The sequence below is a fragment of the Flavobacterium chungbukense genome, assembly GCF_020805785.1.
In the GTDB taxonomy this organism is placed as follows: domain Bacteria; phylum Bacteroidota; class Bacteroidia; order Flavobacteriales; family Flavobacteriaceae; genus Flavobacterium; species Flavobacterium chungbukense.
Genome location: NZ_JAJGZV010000014.1, coordinates 24,858 through 44,385, shown reverse-complemented (window position 1 = coordinate 44,385; position 19,528 = coordinate 24,858). Strand labels below are relative to the sequence as shown.

The following is a 19,528-nucleotide window of genomic DNA, read 5'->3' as shown; positions in this document are numbered from 1 at the left end:
AGTTAAGCCCGCCTGCGCAGATGGTACTGCAGTTATGTGGGAGAGTATGTCGTCGCCTTTCTTTTTAGAATCCTTCCCGATTTGTCGGGAGGGATTTTTTGTTTTATAGTGATTTTGAAGATTCAGTTGGACTATTGGAGCTGAAGTCTATAACTGAAAATCAGAAATGATCAAATTTTCTACTCTTTATTGAATTTAAATCTTTTGTGATATTAATCTTCTTGTCTTAAAGCAGTTGGTACTCAGCTTGTTATTTCCTTTTTAAAAATTAAAATTTTCTTAAATCAATTTGAATAAAATTTTTGTTGTGGTAAATTAGTAATACTATACTTAAATAAATGAATTATGAAAATTAAAATATTTTTAGCCATTACATTGTTAAGTCTAACAATTGCGGCCAGCGCACAAAAGAAAATTGAAGTAAAGGAACTTCCGAAACCGGCTCAGGAATTTTTAACGAAACATTTTAGCCATACTTCAGTAGTAAAAGCTCAAAAAGATCCAGAACATGGAGAAAAGGGATACGAAGTTAAATTAAAGGATGGAACAGAAGTAGAGTTTTGGAAAGATGGTTCGTATCGAGAGGTTGACGGTGGAGACAATCCAATTCCGACCGCTTTTATTCCAGATAATATAAAAACTTATGTATCCAAAAATCATCCGAACGAAAAAATAACGCACATCGACTATGGACATAAGGATTTGGATGTAGATTTGACTAATAAAATCGATTTGGAATTTACAAAAGACGGTAAAATTCTAAAAGACAAAAAGAATGATGTCAAAAAATAATAATGTACGACACAGAATTTTATTTAATGGCAATTTTTACGAAAGGACATCTTGAGAGAAAATAGTTTATATTTACATTTCTATTTTTTATTTCATGGAAGAAAATAAACATGTCACGATTTACGATATTGCTGAACGTCTAAATTTGGCAACATCAACTATTTCACGCGCTTTAAAAGATCATCATACCATTAGTGATAAAACGATAAAGAAAGTGAAAAAAACTGCAGAAGAAATGGGTTTTGTTCCTAATACTTTAGCGGCAGGATTACGCGGAAACAAAACCAGAACTATTGGTGTTTTGATTCCCACAGTTACACAGCCTTTTTTATCATCTTTAATTAGCGGAATTGAAATCACGGCTCAAAAATCTGATTATACCGTAATCATTATGCAGTCGCATGACTCGTATGAAGAAGAAGTAAACATGGCAAAATCATTGTACAGCAATCGTGTAAGTGGTGTGATTTGTTCTTTAGCTATGGAAACCAGAGATACAGCACACTTTCATCAATTTTCAAACAATAATATCCCGCTCGTTTTTGTCGATAGGGTTCCAAAGGATTATAATACTTTCAGAGTAGTTATCGATAACTATACGGCAGGTTATAAAGCAACCAAACATCTTATTGAGCAAGGCTGTATTCGTATTGCACATTTAACAGCTGGTTCAGAATTAGGAAATTTATACAACGAAAGAAAGAGAGGTTATATAGAAGCCTTAAAAGATCATAATATTGAAGTTGAAGAGGAACTGATCATCAACCTAAATTCTGTTACTTACGAAGATGGCGTAAAAGCCAGTAACGCTTTATTTGATTTAAAGCCAATACCTGACGGATTGTTTGCGCCTGGAGATATTTTGGCTGTAAGTGCTGTTCAGACTGCTAAAAAGCGCGGGATTAAAGTACCGGAAGAATTTAAGGTGATTGGCTTTAACAATGATCCTATTTCGCAGATTATAGATCCTAATTTATCTACCATTACACATCCAGCTGAAAAAATGGGAAAAGCAGCTGCTGAAATTATCATCAAAAACCTAATGTCAGCTAAAAATGATGATGCTAAAGAAATCACCTTTTTAAATACGGAAGTACTTGCAAGAGAATCAACCGAAAAGTAGCTTTTAACTTTAAATGTACAATACTGTAGAATCACACTAAAGAGCAGGATAGTTTTTATAATTATCCTGCTTTTATTTGTTTAAGAAATATTTTTTTTGAAAAAATTCAACCAAAATTTTTTTCTTTAATAACATTCTTATATTTTTACGCAACCGATTGCAATTGTTGTTTTATTTTGAATTATATATTTTTTAAATTAAAAAATTATTAAATACTTCTAAATTGAAATAAAATATTGATTCTTTCAAATAAGAAAAATAAAGATTAAATTAAACTATGGCTCCAATACGATTTGTTTTCCTATTTCTTTTGATTTCTTTTTTAGCTTCGGCTCAAAAGGATTATAAGTTGTGGCTTCAGTATAATACAATTGTTAATTCTGCAATAGCTTCAGAATACAAAAACAATCTTAAAGGAATTGTTGTCTTAGGAAATTCAGAAACCATAAAAATTTCCGAAAGAGAACTAAAAACAGGATTTTTGGATATGCTTGGAAATATTCCTGAAGTAAAACAAGATCTAAAAGGAGAAAATAATCTTATAATTGGTTCACAGTCGAATTTACATGCAGATATCAAAAACGAATTGCAATCAGATTTGAATAAAATAAGTAATGAAGGTTTTATCATCAAATCCATTTTATTTAAAAATAAAAAGCAAATTGTAATTACTGGAAAAAATGATGTTGCCGTTTTATATGGAGTTTTTTATTTTCTGAGAATATTGCAAACCAATAAATCAATTAAAAATTTAAGCATTACTGATTCTCCGAAAACCAATATCAGAATTCTAAACCATTGGGATAATCTCGACCGAACTGTAGAACGTGGTTACGCGGGTTTCTCGCTATGGAATTGGCAGAAACTTCCTGACTTTATTGATCAGCGCTATATTGATTACGCCAGAGCAAATGCTTCAGTTGGCATTAACGGAACGGTTTTGACAAATGTAAATGCAAACGCCTTAATTCTAACACCTCAATATTTAGAAAAAGTCGAAGCCTTAGCCAATGTTTTCAGACCTTATGGAATAAAAGTATATTTAACTGCAAGATTTTCAGCACCAATTGAAATAGGGAATTTAAAAACTGCCGACCCAAAAAATCAAGAAGTGATCAATTGGTGGGAAGATAAAATGGCTGAAATTTACAAACGAATTCCGGATTTTGGTGGATTTTTGGTGAAAGCCAATTCAGAAGGTCAGCCTGGTCCCCAAAATTATGGAAGGGATCATGTTGACGGAGCGAATATGCTTGCTGATGCTGTTGCGCCTTTTGGTGGAGTAATTATGTGGAGAGCATTTGTATATTCTGAACATGATGTAAACGATCGAGCAAAACAAGCTTATGCCGAATTTCAGCCCTATGATGGAAAATTCAAAGAAAATGTTATTGTTCAGGTAAAAAATGGAGCAATAGATTTTCAGCCGAGAGAACCGTTTCATCCATTATTTGGAGCTATGCCAAAAACACCTTTAATGATGGAGTTTCAAATTACGCAGGAATATTTGGGTTTTAGTACACATTTAGTCTTTCTGCCTAAATTGTTTCAGGAAGTTTTAGAATCTGATACCTATCAAAAAGGAAAAGGTTCAACCGTTGCCAAAGTTATTGACGGCTCTTTATATCAAAATAAACTAACTGGAATTGCAGGCGTTGCCAATATTGGAAACGATCTAAACTGGACAGGTCATCCTTTTGCGCAAGCCAATTGGTATGGTTTCGGCAGATTGGCTTGGAATCCGTATTTAGATTCGGAAACGATTGCCGATGAATGGTTAAGATGTACTTTTTCAAACGATGAAAATTTCATTAAACCTGTAAAAAATATCATGATCGGATCGCGAGAAGCCGTTGTCAATTACATGACACCGCTTGGTTTGCATCATATTATGGATACAGGACATCATTACGGGCCAGGACCTTGGGTTTCCAATTTATCAAGACCAGAATGGAATCCGACTTATTATCATAAAGCAGACAAAAACGGAATCGGTTTTGACAGATCAAAGTCGGGAACTAATGCCGTTTCGCAATATGCACCAGAAGTCGCAATTTTTTTTGATAATTTAGAAAGCTGTCCTGAGAAAGATCTTTTATGGTTTCATCATGTTTCGTGGGATTATAAATTGAAAAATGGTCTGACACTGTGGAATGGTTTAGCATTAAAATATCAACAAGGCGTAAATCAAGTCAAAGAAATGCAAAACGTTTGGAATCAAGCAGAAAAATATGTGGACAGCGAACGTTTTAACGAAATAAAAATGTTACTCGAAATTCAGCAGAAAGAAGCAAAATGGTGGCGTGATGCCTGCTTATTATATTTTCAGCAATTTTCAGGAAAAGAACTTCCTGAAGGAGTTGAAAAACCAACACAAACTTTAGAATATTTTAAATCATTAAAATTTCCATTTGCTCCAGGAAATGGATAGTATATAGTAAAATTATGAGTAAAAAAACGGCAATTGTAACCGGAGGAAATTCGGGTTTAGGATTTGCAACAGCAAAGAAATTATGTGACAACGGAATCACAACCTACATCATTGGAAGGACAAAAGACAAAACAGAAGATGCGTGTAGAGAAATTGGAGAAAATGCTATTCCAGTAATATTCGACTTAAATGATTTGAAAGGAATTCCTGCGATGATTGAAAGCATTACAAAAAATAGCCCAATCAATATTTTAGTTAACAATGCTGGAATCAATATGAAAAAAGAATTTACAGATGTAACTGATGAAGACTTTTTGTCAATCATTCATACCAATCTTTTAAGTGTTTTTGCTGTAAGCCGAGAAGTCGTAAAAAACATGAAAGAAAATGGAGGAGGAAGTATCGTTAATATCAGTTCCATGGCATCACAATATGGAATTCCAAAAGTAATTGCCTATTCATCAAGCAAAGGCGCAATTGAAGCCATGACTCGAGCGATGGCAGTTGAGCTGGCTCAGTTTGGTATTCGTGCGAATTGTATTGCCCCAGGATTTATTAAAACCAAAATGTCTTCGACAGCACTTGATAACGATCCTGAAAGAAAAAATAAAGTGCTAGGAAGAACTCCAATGGGGTATTTAGGAGAACCATCAGACATTGCAGATGCGGTTTATTATTTCGCATTAAGCGAATCAAAATATACAACGGGAACTGTTTTACCAGTTGATGGCGGAAACAGTATTGGGTTTTAATAAAAAAAAGTTTTTTAACACATAGAAACATAGTTTTTCTTTGTCTACAAAGGCATTTCATTTGCATTAACACACATAGCTATGTGTGAGAAACTAGTTTCTTTTTTTAATCTTTTAAAGTTAAATATAAATCTATGTTTCTATGTGTTTAAAAAATCTAATAGTTGTTAGTATGATAAAAATGCAGCAAACCATGCGATGGTTCGGACCAAACGACAACGTAAGTCTGATCGATATTAAACAAGCTGGAGCAACAGGAATTGTAACCTCTTTGCACCAAATTCCTGTTGGTGATATATGGACCATTGAAGCTATAAAAGAAAGACAAGAAATAATTCGAAATTACGGCTTGGAATGGACTGTAGTTGAAAGTCTTCCTGTTCATGAGGAAATAAAAAGAGCTTCTGGAAATTATCTGCAATACATTGGAAATTATAAAATCAGTTTACAAAATCTGGCAGAATGCGGTATTAAAATCATCACCTACAATTTCATGCCTATTCTGGATTGGGTTCGAACGAATCATGATTTTATAAACGAAGACGGAAGCAGAGCTTTGCTATACAATCAGGATGCTTTTACTTATTTTGATGTTTTTCTTTTAAAAAGACCAAATTTAGAAAGTGATTATTCTGAAATTCAAAGACAAAACGCTCTACATTTCGGGAATAAACTTTCGGAATCGGAAAAAGCATTATTGTTTAAAAATGTTTTATTGGGATTGCCGGGTAGTAAAATCAATTTTACAGCAGAGCAGATTTCGTCTCTTCTAGAAAATTACGCCGAAATCGACAATGAAAAACTAAGAGAAAACCTGATTTATTTTTTATCAGAAGTAACTCCGATTGCTGAGAAAAACGGACAAAAACTAGCGATTCATCCAGACGATCCACCTTTTTCGGTTCTGGGTCTGCCAAGAATTGTTTCAACAGAAGCTGATTTAAAAGCCATTTTCAACTCCGTTCCATCAACAGCAAACGGATTATGTTATTGCACAGGTTCTTTAAGTGCTGATCCTAAAAATAATCTTGAAAAAATAATAGATGATTTTGGAGACCGAATTCATTTTTTGCATCTCCGAAATACTATCCGCGAAAGCGAAACTATTTTTAGAGAATCAGAACATTTAAACGGGGATGTTAAAATGGAAGTTATTGTTGAGAAATTATTGTTGTTAATGAACAAAACCAAAACAAGTCTCCCAATGCGTCCCGATCATGGTTTCCTACATAGAGTTGATGAGGCGACAGAAACATATCCAGGTTATTCTTTGACAGGAAGATTAAAAGGTTTGGCTGAATTAAGAGGATTGGAAATGGGAATTGGTTATAAACTAGGTTTATAAATAAAGTTAAATATCATAACAGGTTTTTAAAACCTGTTATGTTTAAGATTATAAATGTACTTTTTGTCATTTCGACGTAAGGAGAAATCTTCGCAAGAAACTCTACAAAGATTGGGTTTACGTTGCGAAGCTAATAGCTAATATTTCTCCTTACGTCGAAATGACAAAATTGGTGCTAATTGTAATGAATTTAAACCTGTCGGATTTAATACAGCAGAAACGATGCTTATTTAAACAAATGAAATGCATTTTTCAGACAAAAAATCTATGGTAATATGTGTTTAAAAATGAAGATATTGCATTTGATTTTATTGCTTTACCTAATCGGATTAAGCACAAATTCGTATGCCATAAATCCAGAGAAATATGTAGTCAATCAGACTTCTAATGAAAATTTTCCTTTGGTTTCAAAAGGAAAAATAGCTTCGATTCTGGTTGACGATAAAGATTATGCGGGAGTATTAAAAGTAACAGGACATTTTGAAAATGATATTTTTCAAGTTTCCGATTTACATCCGAAAAGGATTAAAAAAATTTCAGAAGCAGAAGATTTCGTTGTTATAATTGGAACATTAGGAAAAAGCGAAATTATCAATCAATTAGTTAAGAAGGGGAAAATTGACGCTAAAGAACTTCAAGGAAAATGGGAAAAATTTACCACACAAATTGTCGAAAATCCTTTTAAAGGAATCAAAAAAGCATTGATAATTGCGGGTTCAGATAAAAGAGGAACAATTTACGGAATCTATGATTTATCCAATCAAATCGGCGTTTCACCTTGGTATTATTGGGCAGATGTTCCGATTAAAAAACAATTAGAATTGCATGTTTTACCTGGAGCTCATTCGCAGGGAGAACCAAAAGTAAAATACAGAGGAATTTTTATAAATGATGAAGCTCCGGCTTTGTCAGGCTGGGCATTTGAGAAATTTGGCGGATTCAATTCGAAATTCTACGATAAAGTTTTTGAAGTGATTCTGCGAATGAAAGGCAATTATTTATGGCCAGCCATGTGGGGAAGAATGTTTTATGTTGAAGATCCGCAGAATGCTGTTTTGGCTGATGAATACGGAATTGTAATGGGAACTTCGCATCATGAACCATTAACGAGAGCGCATGCCGAATGGGGAAAAGCAAACGGAAAATGGGATTTTAACAGTAATTCTGAAGCTTTGATTAAGTTCTGGAAAGATGGAATTAAACGAATGGAAAATAAAGAAACCATAGTTACAATTGGAATGCGAGGTGACGGCGACGAACCAATGACCGAAGGAACTGCAATTGATTTATTAGAAAATATCGTAAAAACGCAAAGAAATATTATTGCAGAAGTAACCAAAAAACCAGCAGAACAAACTCCACAAATGTGGGCGCTTTACAAAGAGGTTCAAGATTATTATGACAAAGGAATGACTGTTCCTGATGATGTTACGCTTTTGCTTTGCGATGACAATTGGGGAAATATCCGAAAACTACCAGAGTTGAACGCAAAACCCAGAAAAGGAGGTTACGGAATTTATTATCATTACGATTACGTAGGCGGGCCAAGAAATTATAAATGGATTAATACCAACCAAATCGAACGGGTTTGGGAACAAATGGATTTAGCGTATCAATACGGAGTTTATAAAATTTGGATTGTAAATGTGGGTGACATTAAACCAATGGAATTTCCGATTGAGTTTTTCTTAGATATGGCGTGGAATCCTGAAAAGTTTAATGCTGGAAATTTAGAACAATATTATGTCAATTGGGCAAAAGAGAATTTCGACAATCAGTTTGCAGGAGAAATTGCAGAGATTTTAAAATTATATACGAAATACAATTCACGAAGAAAACCAGAATTGCTGGATGCTAAAACATATAGTATTACCAATTATAATGAGGCAGATAGGGTTGTGGCAGATTACCAAAAATTAGTCGAGAAAGCCAATTCGATAAACGAAAAATTAAAACCAGAATATAAAGATGCTTTTTATCAATTAGTTTTATTTCCAGTTTTGGCGAGTTCCAATTTAAATGAATTATATGTTGCAGCGGCTAAAAATCAGTTGTATGCAAAACAGGGAAGTACTTCTGCGAATGATTATGCTGAAAAAGTAAAAGAGTTATTTGAAAAAGATGCTGAGCTCACAAATTATTATCACACAAATTTAGCAGACGGCAAATGGAAGCATATGATGTCGCAAACACATATTGGTTACGATAATTGGCAACAGCCAGATAAGAATGTGATTCCGAAAATGAAAACAATCGAGCTTACTAAAAAAGAGACGGCAAATATTGTTGATGTCGATTTGGAAAGGGCTGAAACATCGATTAAAAAAAATAAAGATTTAGGTCATGTTCAAGGTTTTGTTGAGAACAACGGCTACATTTCAATAGAAAGTAAAAGTTATTCTAAAGCAATAAACTCGGATGAAGTAAAATGGATCCTAATTCCAAATCTTGGTAAAACAGATTCTGGAATAACAATAAAACCTTCAAATATTCAGCCGATTCAAATTTCAGAACAATCTCCTAGATTAGAATATGACGTTCATTTGTTCAATAAGGGAAAGATAAAAGTAAAAGCTTATTTTTCTCCAACAATCAATTTTAAAATAGGCGATGGCTTAAAATACGGAATTGGCTTTGATAATGAGAAACCGCAAATAATGAATCTCAATATAGATTCTTCCGAAAAGGCTTGGGCAGAATCGGTTGCAAATAACATTAAGATATTAACCTCGATACATCAAATAGAAAATACAGGAAATCATGTTTTAAAGATTTATGCCATTGATCCTGCTTTGGTGCTTCAGAAAATTGTAATTGAAACTAAAGAAGGTAAAGTTCTGGAGTCTTATTTGGGACCGCCGGAGAGTTTTAGGAAGGAATGATACCGTAAAGTAACGCGTACTGTTTGTCATTCCGAGGAACGAGGAATCACACTCGGGATTCTATAAAGATTGGCGAAATTCTGTGCGGAGTTTCTAGTGTGATTCCTCGTTCCTCGGAATGAAAAAACTAAACGAATAAAAAAACGATTAACTATTAAACCAAAAATATATGATATGTATTAAACCTTATTTGCTCGCAGTCACAACTTTGCTGACTGTAAGCTGTACTTCGCAGAAAGAAACCGCTTCATTAAAAGATGCTTATAAAAACGATTTTTACATTGGAACCGCTTTAAGTGCTGACCAAATCGAAGTAAAAGACAAGAAAGAAGATTCTTTGATTCGAAAAGAATTTAATGCAATCACGCCAGAAAACATTATGAAATCGATGTTCACGCATCCTCAAAAAGATAAATATGATTTTGCTTTGTCAGACAAATTTGTGGCTTATGGAGAAAAGAATAAAATGTTTATTCACGGACATACTTTGATATGGCATAGCCAATTAGCGCCATGGATGGAAAAGATTGCCGACAGTACAGAAATGAAAGCCTTTATGAAAGATCATATTACGACAATTGTTTCCAAATATAAAGGGAGAATCAATTCTTGGGATGTGGTAAACGAAGCTTTAAATGAGGATGGAACTTTGAGACAATCTGTTTTTTTGAAAACGCTTGGAGATAAATATTTAACGGATGCTTTTAAACTCGCAGAAAAAGCAGACCCAAAAGCAGCCTTATATTACAACGATTATAATATTGAAGAACCTGCAAAAAGAGCTGGAGCGATTGCATTAATCAAAAAAATAAAAGCGGAAGGCGGGAAAGTTGACGGAGTTGGTATTCAAGGGCATTGGAGATTGCAAAGTCCGTCAATTGAAGAAATTGAGACAAGTATTTTAGAATATTCAGCGCTAGGAATTAAAGTTGCTTTTACAGAATTGGATATTACCGTTTTACCAAATCCGTGGGATTTAAAAGGAGCAGATGTAAATCAGAAGTTTGAAGGCAGTGCCAAAATGAATCCGTATCCTGAAAAATTGCCCGATTCGATCCAAAACAAACTTGCAGAGCGTTATGAATCTATTTTTAAACTATTTTTAAAGCATAAAGACAAAATCAGTCGTGTCACTTTTTGGGGTGTTCATGACGGACAATCATGGTTAAACGATTGGCCGATAAAAGGAAGAACCAATTATCCGTTGCCATTTGATACAGCTTTAAGACATAAAAAAGCATACGATAGTATTTTAAGGTTGAAAGAAACTAAAGAATAAGCATTAAATAACAGTATGTTTTGAGAAAATAATCAACAATCGGTTGTGAAATGAAAAAATACTTAAATAAAGTAAACTAAATTTGCATAATATGTTTTTTTGTCTAATTTTACACAACCGATTGTTTTAATTGTTATTTGCACAATCTTGTCATTTCGAGGAACGAGAATCACACTAGAAACTCCACAACAGAATTTCGCTAATCTTTGTCGAATCCCGCTTGTGAATTCTACTTCGTCGAAATGACAAAAACTAACTAACCACAAAACCACCAATGACTAGCATTTCACAAAAATTATCCATCAAAGAAAAAATTGGATACAGCTTAGGAGATCTGGCTGCTAATCTTGTTTTTCAGACTTTGATGACGTATTTGGCCTATTTCTACACCGATATTTACGGATTATCACCTACCGATTCTTCCATCATCATGCTGATAGTCGGATTAATCGCGGCTTTTATTTTTAATCCGATCATTGGGGTTTTGGCAGACAGAACCAGTACAAAATGGGGAAAATTCAGACCTTGGATTTTAATAACTGCGATTCCGCTCGGAGTTGTGGCATTGTTAGCATTTTCAACACCAGATTTCTCTTATAAAGGAAAAGTAATTTATGCCGTTGTAACGTATACTTTGCTACTTCTATTTTATGCAGCAAACAATCTGCCTTATTCCGCTTTAAGTGGTGTTATTACAGGAGATATGAAAGAACGAAACAGTATGTCTTCCTATCGTTTTGTTGCGGTGATGTTTGCCCAGTTTTTTGTACAAGTTTTTATGTTAGGCATTATCAAAAGTGCTGGAAATGGAGATAAAGCAGTCGGAATAGAAAAAGTAATGACCGCTTTGGCTATTATCGGAACGATTATGCTTTTAATCACTTTCTTGACAACAAAAGAAAGAATTATTCCAAAACCAGAACAAAAGTCAAGCGTAAAAGAAGATTTAAGCGATTTAATCAAAAACAGACCTTGGGTAATTATGCTTTCGCTGACAACTTTGGTTTTTGTGACTTTGGCTATGAAAGGCGGTTCGTATGTGTATTATTTTGAAAACTATGTAGATAAAGAGCAATTAGTGATTTTTATTCAGCCTATTTTAGATACTTTATCAAATATGGGATTGAATCATTTTGGAAATGATCCCGTTTCTGCAGGTTTCGGTTTGTTCAATGCAGGCGGAATTATCTTCATGATTGTTGGAATTACATTGTCTAAAAACTTGGCGGATAAATATGGAAAACGAAATGTATTCGGTTTGTTTTTATTCATCTCAACTTTATTCATTATTGCATTCTATTTTTATTCCCCAACCTCAATCAGTCTGATGTTTTTTTCTCAAATCCTGCACGGCTTTTTCTACGGAATCACAATTCCAATTCTTTGGGCAATGATTGCCGATGTGGCCGATTATTCAGAGTGGCTGAACAACCGTCGTGCAACCGCTATTATCTTTTCAGCGATGATGGTTGGACTAAAAGCTGGATTAAGTATCGGAGGAGCATTGACAACATTATTCCTCGGTTATTTTCATTACGTTCCAAATGCGCCTGCGCAGTCAGAAATAGCCATAAACGGAATCAAATTATTAGTGAGTATTTTTCCTGCAATACCTTTTTTAATTGGAGCTGGATTGTTGTTTTTCTATAAAATCAACAAAGAAATGGAAGTACAGATCGAAACAGAATTAAAAGAAAGAAGAGCTTAATTATTTAAACAAAATAGTACTATGCCTGAAGATAGCATTGAACACATTAATTTTGAGGAAATTAATGACTTGGCGATTTCAAAGCCTTTAGTATCACATATGTATACGGCCGATCCTTCGGCGCATGTATTCAATGGGAAGATTTATATTTATCCTTCGCACGATATTGATGCCGGAATTCCGTTTAACGACAACGGCGATCATTTCGGAATGGAAGATTATCACGTTTTTTCTATGGAGGATATTTCATCAGAAGTAGTTGATAATGGTGTTGCATTACATGTAGATGATGTTGCTTGGGCCGAAAAGCAAATGTGGGCACCTGACGCTGCGCATAAAAACGGAAGGTATTATTTGTATTTCCCTGCCAAACGTGCTAGCGGAATTTTTCAAATTGGAGTTGCTATTTCAGATTCACCAATTGGACCTTTTGTTCCTGAAAAAGATGCTATAAAAGGAAGTTACAGCATTGATCCTGCAGTTTTTGAAGACGAAGATGGTAAACATTATATTTATTTTGGCGGAATCTGGGGCGGACAGCTTCAAAAATATCGTAACAATACTTATAATGATAACAACGAAGAGCCATCTGCAAAAGAAAAAGCTTTAGGACCAATCGTAGCTTTGTTAAGAGACGATATGTTGGAATTTGCTGAAGAGCCAAAAGAGATTAAAATTTTGGATGAAAACGGAAATGAAATTCTAGCAGGCGATAACGACCGACGTTTTTTTGAAGCTTCTTGGGTTCACAAATACAATGGAAAATATTATTTCTCTTATTCAACTGGAGACACCCATTTTATCTGTTATGGCATTGGCGACAATCCGTATGGACCGTTTACGTATCAAGGAAGAATTTTGAACCCTGTTTTAGGTTGGACTTCGCATCATTCGATTTGTGAGGTAGAAGGCGAATGGTATTTATTTTACCACGATTCCAGTTTGTCAAAAGGTGTTACACATTTAAGAAGTATGAAAGTAACCAAAATCGACTACTTAGAAGACGGTTCGATTATTACAATTGATCCTTATGGAATAAGAAGATTAATTGATTAATATTTTTTTGGATAAAAAAAATTTGGCAAAAATTACAATCGGTTGTGTCAATGTAGTTCATCAGGTTTGTCATTTTGACGTAAAGGAGAAATCGCACTAGAAACTCCACACAGTATATCGCCAATCTTTGTCGAATCTCGAGTGTGATTTCTCCTTACGTCGAAATGACAAATATTGCGGTCATTGCTTTGCACACTTTGCGGTTAAGTTATTTTGTAGAGCTACTTGCGAAGATTTCTCGTTCCTCGAAATGACAAAACTGTGTCTTATGAAACTGTCCGCGTGAGGGATAGAAGTTGAAAGCCCAGAGCCTGACGAAGGAAGCGCGAGGACTTGCAACGGATAGCCTCCCGATAGTTATCGGGACAAGCACACGCCCAAATTATGAGAATATAAGAGCTTTAAAAAAATAACATAATTCATTTAAAAAATAATTTTTTATAAAAGTTTTTTAGCTACTTTAGCATAACAGAACGGAACAGAACGGTATGCTAAAAGACGAAGAAAAATTTGAGTTTATAATAAATCACGAAAGTGATATTCCGAAGTACCAGCAGTTGGTTGATGGAATCACTAATTCGATTGCAGAGAACATTTTGCAAAAGGGAGATTTGCTTCCGTCTGTGAATGTGATATGCAAGACGTATCAGCTTTCGAGAGACACGGTTTTTAAGGCGTATTCGATTTTAAAAGAGCAGAAAGTAATTGATTCTGTGCCGAATAAAGGATATTATGTAGCGGGTGAGACTAGAAAAGTGCTTTTAGTTTTAGATACGTTTAAGGCTTATAAAGAGGTTTTGTATCATTCGGTTGTAAATAATCTGCCAGATAATGTGATTATTGATGTGCAGTTTCATCATTATAATATTGATGTTTTTAAAACGATCATCAACAACGGAATTGGAAAATATTATAAATATGTGGTGATGAATTTTGATAACAAAGATATTGCTCCGGCATTATCGGCGATTTCAAAAGATAAACTGCTTTTAATCGATTGGAATATTCAAGCTAAAAAAACAAATAATTATGTTTTTCAGGATTTTGGAAAAGCATTTTATGAGTCTTTGACAGAGGCGGTTGATTTGTTTAAAAAGTATAAAAAGATACAGTTTGTGTATCCAGATTTTACCAATCATCCGTGGGAAACGGTGGAGTTTTTTAAGAAATTCTGTGCCGATTTTGGTTTTGAATATGAAGTGGTTACCGATCCAAAAAAGTTCAATATCGAAAAAGGAATTGCTTATATCAGTGTAAGCGACAGGATTTTAGGACACTTTTTAGAGCAGTGTAAAGAGAAAGATTTTGAACCTGGAAAAGACGTTGGTTTTTTGTCATATAATGAAACACCAATGAAGAAATTTATATACAAAGGAATTTCGGTTGTGTCAACAGATTTTAAAGAAATAGGAACCAAAGCAGCGGCATTTATTACTCACGAAGAAGAAACGCAGTGTTATGTGCCGACAAAATTAATAATAAGAGAATCATTGTAGTATGTATTATATCGGATATGATATTGGAAGTTCTTCTGTCAAGGCAGCCTTGGTAGAAGCAGAAACGGGTAAAAAAGTAATCGTTTTGAATGAACCGCAGAACGAAATGGAAATCCTTTCGATTCACCCAGACTGGGCAGAGCAGGATCCTGAAATCTGGTGGCAGTACATTTGTACGGCAACGAAAAGGGCCATTAAAGAAGCTAATATTGATGCATCAAAAATTCAAGGAATTGGTATTTCGTACCAAATGCACGGATTGGTGATTGTTGACAAAGATAATGCTCCGTTACGAAATTCGATTATCTGGTGCGACAGCCGCGCGGTTGAAATTGGGAATACCGCTTTCGCCGAAATTGGAGAACAAAAATGTATGGAACATTTATTGAATTCACCTGGAAATTTTACGGCCTCGAAACTAAAATGGGTAAAAGAAAACGAACCAGCAGTTTACAATAAAATTGCTAAATACATGCTTCCGGGAGATTACATTGCTTTGAAATTGACAGGCGAAGTAACGACAACTAAAAATGGTTTGTCTGAAGGAATGCTTTGGGATTATAAAGAAAATAAAGTAGCCGACTGGCTTTTAGAATATTATGGAATTGATACAGCATTAACTCCAAAAATTGTAGAGAATTTCACGAATCAAGGTGTTGTTACTGAAAAAGCTTCTGCAGAATCAGGTCTTCCAGCAGGAATTCCGATTGTGTATAGAGCAGGAGATCAGCCAAATAATGCGCTGTCATTAAATGTGCTTCGTCCGGGAGAAGTGGCTGCAACAGGTGGTACGTCAGGCGTTTTCTATGCTGTGACAGAAACCAATTCAGGAAAAAGCACTCGTGTAAACAATTTCGTTCATGTGAATTATGCTGAATCAAATCCGAGAGTTGGAAAATTACTGAATATAAACGGAGCAGGAATTCAATACCGATGGATGCGAAACAATATCGGAAATGAATCTTATGAAGAAATGAATGAAAAAGCATCTCAGATAAATGTAGGTTCACAAGGATTGGTTGTCATTCCGTTTGGAAATGGCGCTGAGAGAATGTTCAATAATAAAAACATTGGATCTCATATTTTAAACCTGAATTTTAATATTCATACCAAAGCGCATTTATTCAGAGCATCTTTGGAAGCAATTGCATTTTCTTTTGTTTACGGAATGGAATGCCTGAAAGATGATAATGCAACTATTAATGTAATTAGAGCAGGAAATGATAATTTATTCCGTTCCGAAATTTTCTCTAATACAGTTGCAACATTAATAGGACATGAAATAGAAATTTACAATACAACCGGAGCAGTAGGAGCGGCAAGAGCAGTAGGCTTGACAGATGGCGACTTTGAAAAATTTGGTTCAGGAATCACAACAAACGATCACGTAATGACCTTTTTGCCTCTAAAAAATAAAGAGGAATACGAAGCGGCATATAAAAAATGGAAACAAGAATTAGAATTAATATTAACAAATAAATAAAAAAATCAAATGATAGTTTTAGGAGATAAAGAATACTACAAAGGTATTGGCCAAATTAAATTTGAAGGAAAAGAATCTGATAATCCATTGGCATTTAAATATTACAATCCAGACCAAGTTGTAGCTGGAAAAACAATGCGTGAGCACTTTAAATTTGCTATCGCATATTGGCATACATTCTGTGGACAAGGTAGTGATCCATTCGGACCAGGAACTCAAAATTTTGCTTGGGATCAGTCTTCAGATCCGTATCAAGCTGCAAAAGATAAGGCAGATGCAGCTTTTGAATTTATCAGCAAAATGGGATTTGATTATTTCTGTTTCCACGATTACGATTTGATTGCTGAAGGAGCAACTTTCGCAGAATCAGAAAAGCGTTTGGCTTTTATTACAGATTATTTAAAACAGAAAAAAGCAGATTCTGGAATTAAATTGCTTTGGGGAACTTCAAACTGTTTCTCAAATCCAAGATTCATGAACGGAGCAGCTACAAATCCTGATTTTAATGTAGTAGCAAGAGCTGGAGGACAAGTAAAATTAGCGCTTGACGCAACAATCGCTTTATGCGGAGAAAACTATGTATTCTGGGGCGGTAGAGAAGGTTATATGTCTTTATTAAACACAGATATGGGAAGAGAATTAGACCACATGGCACAATTCTTAGCAATGTCTAGAGACTACGCAAGAGCACAAGGTTTTAAAGGAACTTTCTTTATCGAGCCAAAACCAATGGAGCCATCAAAACACCAATATGATTTTGACTCGGCTACAGCAATTGGATTCTTAAAACAATACGGTTTAGACAAAGATTTCAAAATCAATATCGAAGTAAATCACGCTACATTGGCACAGCATACTTTCCAACACGAATTAGAAGTAGCAGCAAAAGCAGGAATGTTAGGAAGTATCGATGCAAACAGAGGAGATTACCAAAACGGATGGGATACAGACCAGTTCCCAAATAACATTCAAGAGACGACTGAAGCAATGTTAGTTTTCTTAAAAGCTGGTGGATTACAAGGCGGTGGAGTTAACTTTGATGCTAAAATCAGAAGAAACTCTACAGATTTAGAAGATGTTTTCTTAGCGCACATTGGCGGTGCAGATACTTTTGCTAGAGCTTTATTGACGGCTGACAAAATCATCACTTCTTCTCCTTACGAAAAATTAAGAACAGAAAGATACAGTTCATTTGATTCAGGAAAAGGTAAAGATTTCGCTGATGGAAAATTAGGATTGAAAGATCTTTATACTATCGCTCACGAAACTGGAGAATTAAATCTTCAAAGCGGTAAACAAGAATTGTTTGAAAACATCATTAACCAATATATTTAATTGGTAAATTTCTAGCAAACCTAACAGTCCCGATGCATCGGGAATGTTAGGTTTCATATAAAACTTAGTGAGACAAAAATCTAAGAAAATTTAAATTTTTAAATGTGATAGCCATAAAGCGTTAAAAATATTTAAAAATATTTTTTAGATAGAAACTTCGAAAATGTGCATCAGGATTATGGCATTTTTTGCATTAAGATTTAAGAAAAATAGATTGAAGGTTTAGTTACTATTTTTTGAAAATTAAAACGAAGAAAAAGTCAGTTTGATAAAATAATAGTGAGTATTTTTTATTGAAGGTTTTTTGAAGAGCAGAATCAATCGAAATGCACATTTTTCACTCGCTAAAACTTAGACGCACTGCAGTACATCTCTACTAAATTTATCTACACAAAGAAAAAAACGTACAGTTTTGTCATTTCGACGAAGGAGACTCGAGCGATAGCGAACAGGCAAAGCAAATCTCCGTAAGAAACTCGACAAAGATTGATTCTCAGTGAGGAGCTACTTGTGGAGATTTGCTTTGCCTGTTCGCTATCGCTCGAGTCTCCTTCGTCGAAATGACAAACTTACGATTATACTTCACGTTAAACACAATTGAAACTAGATTATAACCAACCAAAAAACCAAAAAACTCATGAAATTTTTTATTGACACAGCCAATCTTCAGGATATTGAAGAAGCACAATCTTTAGGAGTTTTAGACGGCGTAACCACCAATCCGTCTTTAATGGCCAAAGAAGGCATTACAGGAAAAGAAAATATCCTGAAACATTACTTAAATATTTGCAATATCGTGGAAGGCGACGTTTCTGCCGAAGTAATCTCAACTGATTTTGATGGAATGATCAGAGAAGGAGAAGAATTAGCGGCTCTGCATCCTCAAATCGTGGTTAAATTACCAATGATTGGCGATGGTATAAAAGCCTGTAAATATTTTTCTTCAAAAGGGATCCGTACCAATGTAACCTTAGTATTTTCTGCCGGACAAGCTTTACTGGCGGCGAAAGCTGGAGCGACTTACGTTTCTCCATTTTTAGGACGTCTAGACGATGTTTCTACTGATGGAATGCATCTTATTGAAGAGATTAGACAAATCTATGATAATTACAATTATCAAACACAGATACTTTCGGCTTCGGTAAGACATACCATGCATATTGTAAATTGTGCCAAAGTTGGATCAGATGTTATGACAGGACCTCTTTCTGCAATAAAAGGTTTGCTAAAACATCCTTTAACTGATATTGGCTTAAAGCAATTTGTTGAAGATGCTAAAAAGATGAATTTATAGTTTTAGAATTCTTTTTTTTAAGAATAATTTCAAATCCCCTCAAGCAATTTTGAGGGGATTTTTTTTGAATTAAAAGCAACCGATTGTTTCTTTACCTACTTTGTAAGAAATATATTGTTTAGTGTTTAGTTGCTTGATTTTTAGAAGATAAGTGCCTTTCTTCTTTATTTTACAAGGGATGAGGATAAAATTGCATTTGTCGCTGCTTTGTTATTTTACGATAACGTTTTAGTGAATTTTTAAAAAATTAGAAATTTTAACTTTTTATGTTTTTTTTAAGAATTTGAGGCAAACAATTTATTATCTCTAACGTTTTCGCTGAAGAGAATGTTCTTTATGATGATTATTCAATATTTTTTGATTTAAAATGTTTAAAATGTTTTTTTTGAATGATGTTTTTTTGAAATTGACAAAAAAAATTAACGCAACCGATTGTGTGTTGTTGTTTTTTACATATATTTGTTTTGACAATAAGGGTGCTAGTCGTTTGAATTTGTGTTAAATAAAAATGACAAATAACTCTATAAACAAGAAACTAACTAAACCATACTA

At 34.3% G+C, this 19,528-nt stretch carries 13 protein-coding genes; all 13 read left to right on the top strand.

From position 1 onward, the window contains the following. Nucleotides 1-345: 345 nt before the first annotated feature. The 13 genes from LL966_RS22575 (at nucleotide 346) to fsa (ending at nucleotide 18,976) form a co-directional block, all read left to right on the top strand. Nucleotides 346-792: a PepSY-like domain-containing protein gene (locus LL966_RS22575; protein ID WP_229356457.1), complete on the top strand. Its 447-nt coding sequence runs from the start codon at nucleotides 346-348 to the stop codon at nucleotides 790-792. Between the two features lie 94 nt (nucleotides 793-886). Continuing rightward, the gene (locus LL966_RS22570; protein WP_229356456.1) at nucleotides 887-1,915 is read left to right on the top strand and encodes a LacI family DNA-binding transcriptional regulator; all 1,029 of its coding nucleotides are present in this window, start codon (nucleotides 887-889) and stop codon (nucleotides 1,913-1,915) included. A gap of 277 nt (nucleotides 1,916-2,192) precedes the next feature. Further along, nucleotides 2,193-4,346, top strand: coding sequence for an alpha-glucuronidase family glycosyl hydrolase (locus tag LL966_RS22565; RefSeq protein WP_229356454.1), 2,154 nt, complete (start codon nucleotides 2,193-2,195; stop codon nucleotides 4,344-4,346). A gap of 14 nt (nucleotides 4,347-4,360) precedes the next feature. Further along, nucleotides 4,361-5,098 (top strand): SDR family NAD(P)-dependent oxidoreductase, encoded by a 738-nt coding sequence (locus LL966_RS22560; RefSeq protein WP_229356453.1) that lies wholly within the window; start codon nucleotides 4,361-4,363, stop codon nucleotides 5,096-5,098. 181 nt (nucleotides 5,099-5,279) lie between these two features. Next, nucleotides 5,280-6,443, top strand: a complete 1,164-nt coding sequence (gene uxuA / locus LL966_RS22555) for a mannonate dehydratase (protein ID WP_229356459.1) — start codon at nucleotides 5,280-5,282, stop codon at nucleotides 6,441-6,443. Between the two features lie 287 nt (nucleotides 6,444-6,730). Further along, entirely contained in the window at nucleotides 6,731-9,325 is a 2,595-nt protein-coding gene (locus LL966_RS22550; RefSeq protein ID WP_229356451.1) for a glycosyl hydrolase 115 family protein, read from the top strand. A gap of 169 nt (nucleotides 9,326-9,494) precedes the next feature. Continuing rightward, nucleotides 9,495-10,604 carry an endo-1,4-beta-xylanase gene (locus LL966_RS22545; RefSeq protein WP_229356449.1) on the top strand — a complete coding sequence of 370 codons (1,110 nt, stop codon included), beginning with the start codon at nucleotides 9,495-9,497 and terminating at the stop codon, nucleotides 10,602-10,604. Nucleotides 10,605-10,878: 274 nt separating this feature from the next. Next, the gene (locus LL966_RS22540) at nucleotides 10,879-12,312 is read left to right on the top strand and encodes an MFS transporter (protein WP_229356447.1); all 1,434 of its coding nucleotides are present in this window, start codon (nucleotides 10,879-10,881) and stop codon (nucleotides 12,310-12,312) included. 21 nt (nucleotides 12,313-12,333) lie between these two features. Then, entirely contained in the window at nucleotides 12,334-13,368 is a 1,035-nt protein-coding gene (locus tag LL966_RS22535; protein ID WP_229356445.1) for a glycoside hydrolase family 43 protein, read from the top strand. A 488-nt stretch (nucleotides 13,369-13,856) separates the two neighbouring features. Further along, on the top strand, nucleotides 13,857-14,864 hold the full coding sequence (locus LL966_RS22530) for a GntR family transcriptional regulator (RefSeq protein WP_229356443.1): 1,008 nt from the start codon (nucleotides 13,857-13,859) through the stop codon (nucleotides 14,862-14,864). A 1-nt stretch (nucleotide 14,865) separates the two neighbouring features. Continuing rightward, nucleotides 14,866-16,347, top strand: coding sequence for a xylulokinase (locus LL966_RS22525; protein WP_229356442.1), 1,482 nt, complete (start codon nucleotides 14,866-14,868; stop codon nucleotides 16,345-16,347). A gap of 9 nt (nucleotides 16,348-16,356) precedes the next feature. Beyond that, a complete protein-coding gene (gene xylA / locus LL966_RS22520; RefSeq protein WP_229356441.1) occupies nucleotides 16,357-17,682 on the top strand; it encodes a xylose isomerase in 1,326 nt (441 codons plus the stop codon). Between the two features lie 637 nt (nucleotides 17,683-18,319). Further along, nucleotides 18,320-18,976 carry a fructose-6-phosphate aldolase gene (gene fsa / locus LL966_RS22515; RefSeq protein WP_229356439.1) on the top strand — a complete coding sequence of 219 codons (657 nt, stop codon included), beginning with the start codon at nucleotides 18,320-18,322 and terminating at the stop codon, nucleotides 18,974-18,976. Nucleotides 18,977-19,528: the final 552 nt, after the last annotated feature.

What these genes read in the sequence shown, in the direction of transcription:
- fsa (WP_229356439.1), top strand. Translation starts at nt 18,320, where the DNA reads ATGAAATTTTTTATTGACACAGCCAATCTTCAGGATATTGAAGAAGCA.
- LL966_RS22550 (WP_229356451.1), top strand. Translation starts at nt 6,731, where the DNA reads ATGAAGATATTGCATTTGATTTTATTGCTTTACCTAATCGGATTAAGC.
- LL966_RS22535 (WP_229356445.1), top strand. Translation starts at nt 12,334, where the DNA reads ATGCCTGAAGATAGCATTGAACACATTAATTTTGAGGAAATTAATGAC.
- LL966_RS22530 (WP_229356443.1), top strand. Translation starts at nt 13,857, where the DNA reads ATGCTAAAAGACGAAGAAAAATTTGAGTTTATAATAAATCACGAAAGT.
- LL966_RS22565 (WP_229356454.1), top strand. Translation starts at nt 2,193, where the DNA reads ATGGCTCCAATACGATTTGTTTTCCTATTTCTTTTGATTTCTTTTTTA.
- LL966_RS22570 (WP_229356456.1), top strand. Translation starts at nt 887, where the DNA reads ATGGAAGAAAATAAACATGTCACGATTTACGATATTGCTGAACGTCTA.
- LL966_RS22545 (WP_229356449.1), top strand. Translation starts at nt 9,495, where the DNA reads ATGATATGTATTAAACCTTATTTGCTCGCAGTCACAACTTTGCTGACT.
- LL966_RS22540 (WP_229356447.1), top strand. Translation starts at nt 10,879, where the DNA reads ATGACTAGCATTTCACAAAAATTATCCATCAAAGAAAAAATTGGATAC.
- LL966_RS22525 (WP_229356442.1), top strand. Translation starts at nt 14,866, where the DNA reads ATGTATTATATCGGATATGATATTGGAAGTTCTTCTGTCAAGGCAGCC.
- LL966_RS22575 (WP_229356457.1), top strand. Translation starts at nt 346, where the DNA reads ATGAAAATTAAAATATTTTTAGCCATTACATTGTTAAGTCTAACAATT.
- LL966_RS22560 (WP_229356453.1), top strand. Translation starts at nt 4,361, where the DNA reads ATGAGTAAAAAAACGGCAATTGTAACCGGAGGAAATTCGGGTTTAGGA.
- xylA (WP_229356441.1), top strand. Translation starts at nt 16,357, where the DNA reads ATGATAGTTTTAGGAGATAAAGAATACTACAAAGGTATTGGCCAAATT.
- uxuA (WP_229356459.1), top strand. Translation starts at nt 5,280, where the DNA reads ATGCAGCAAACCATGCGATGGTTCGGACCAAACGACAACGTAAGTCTG.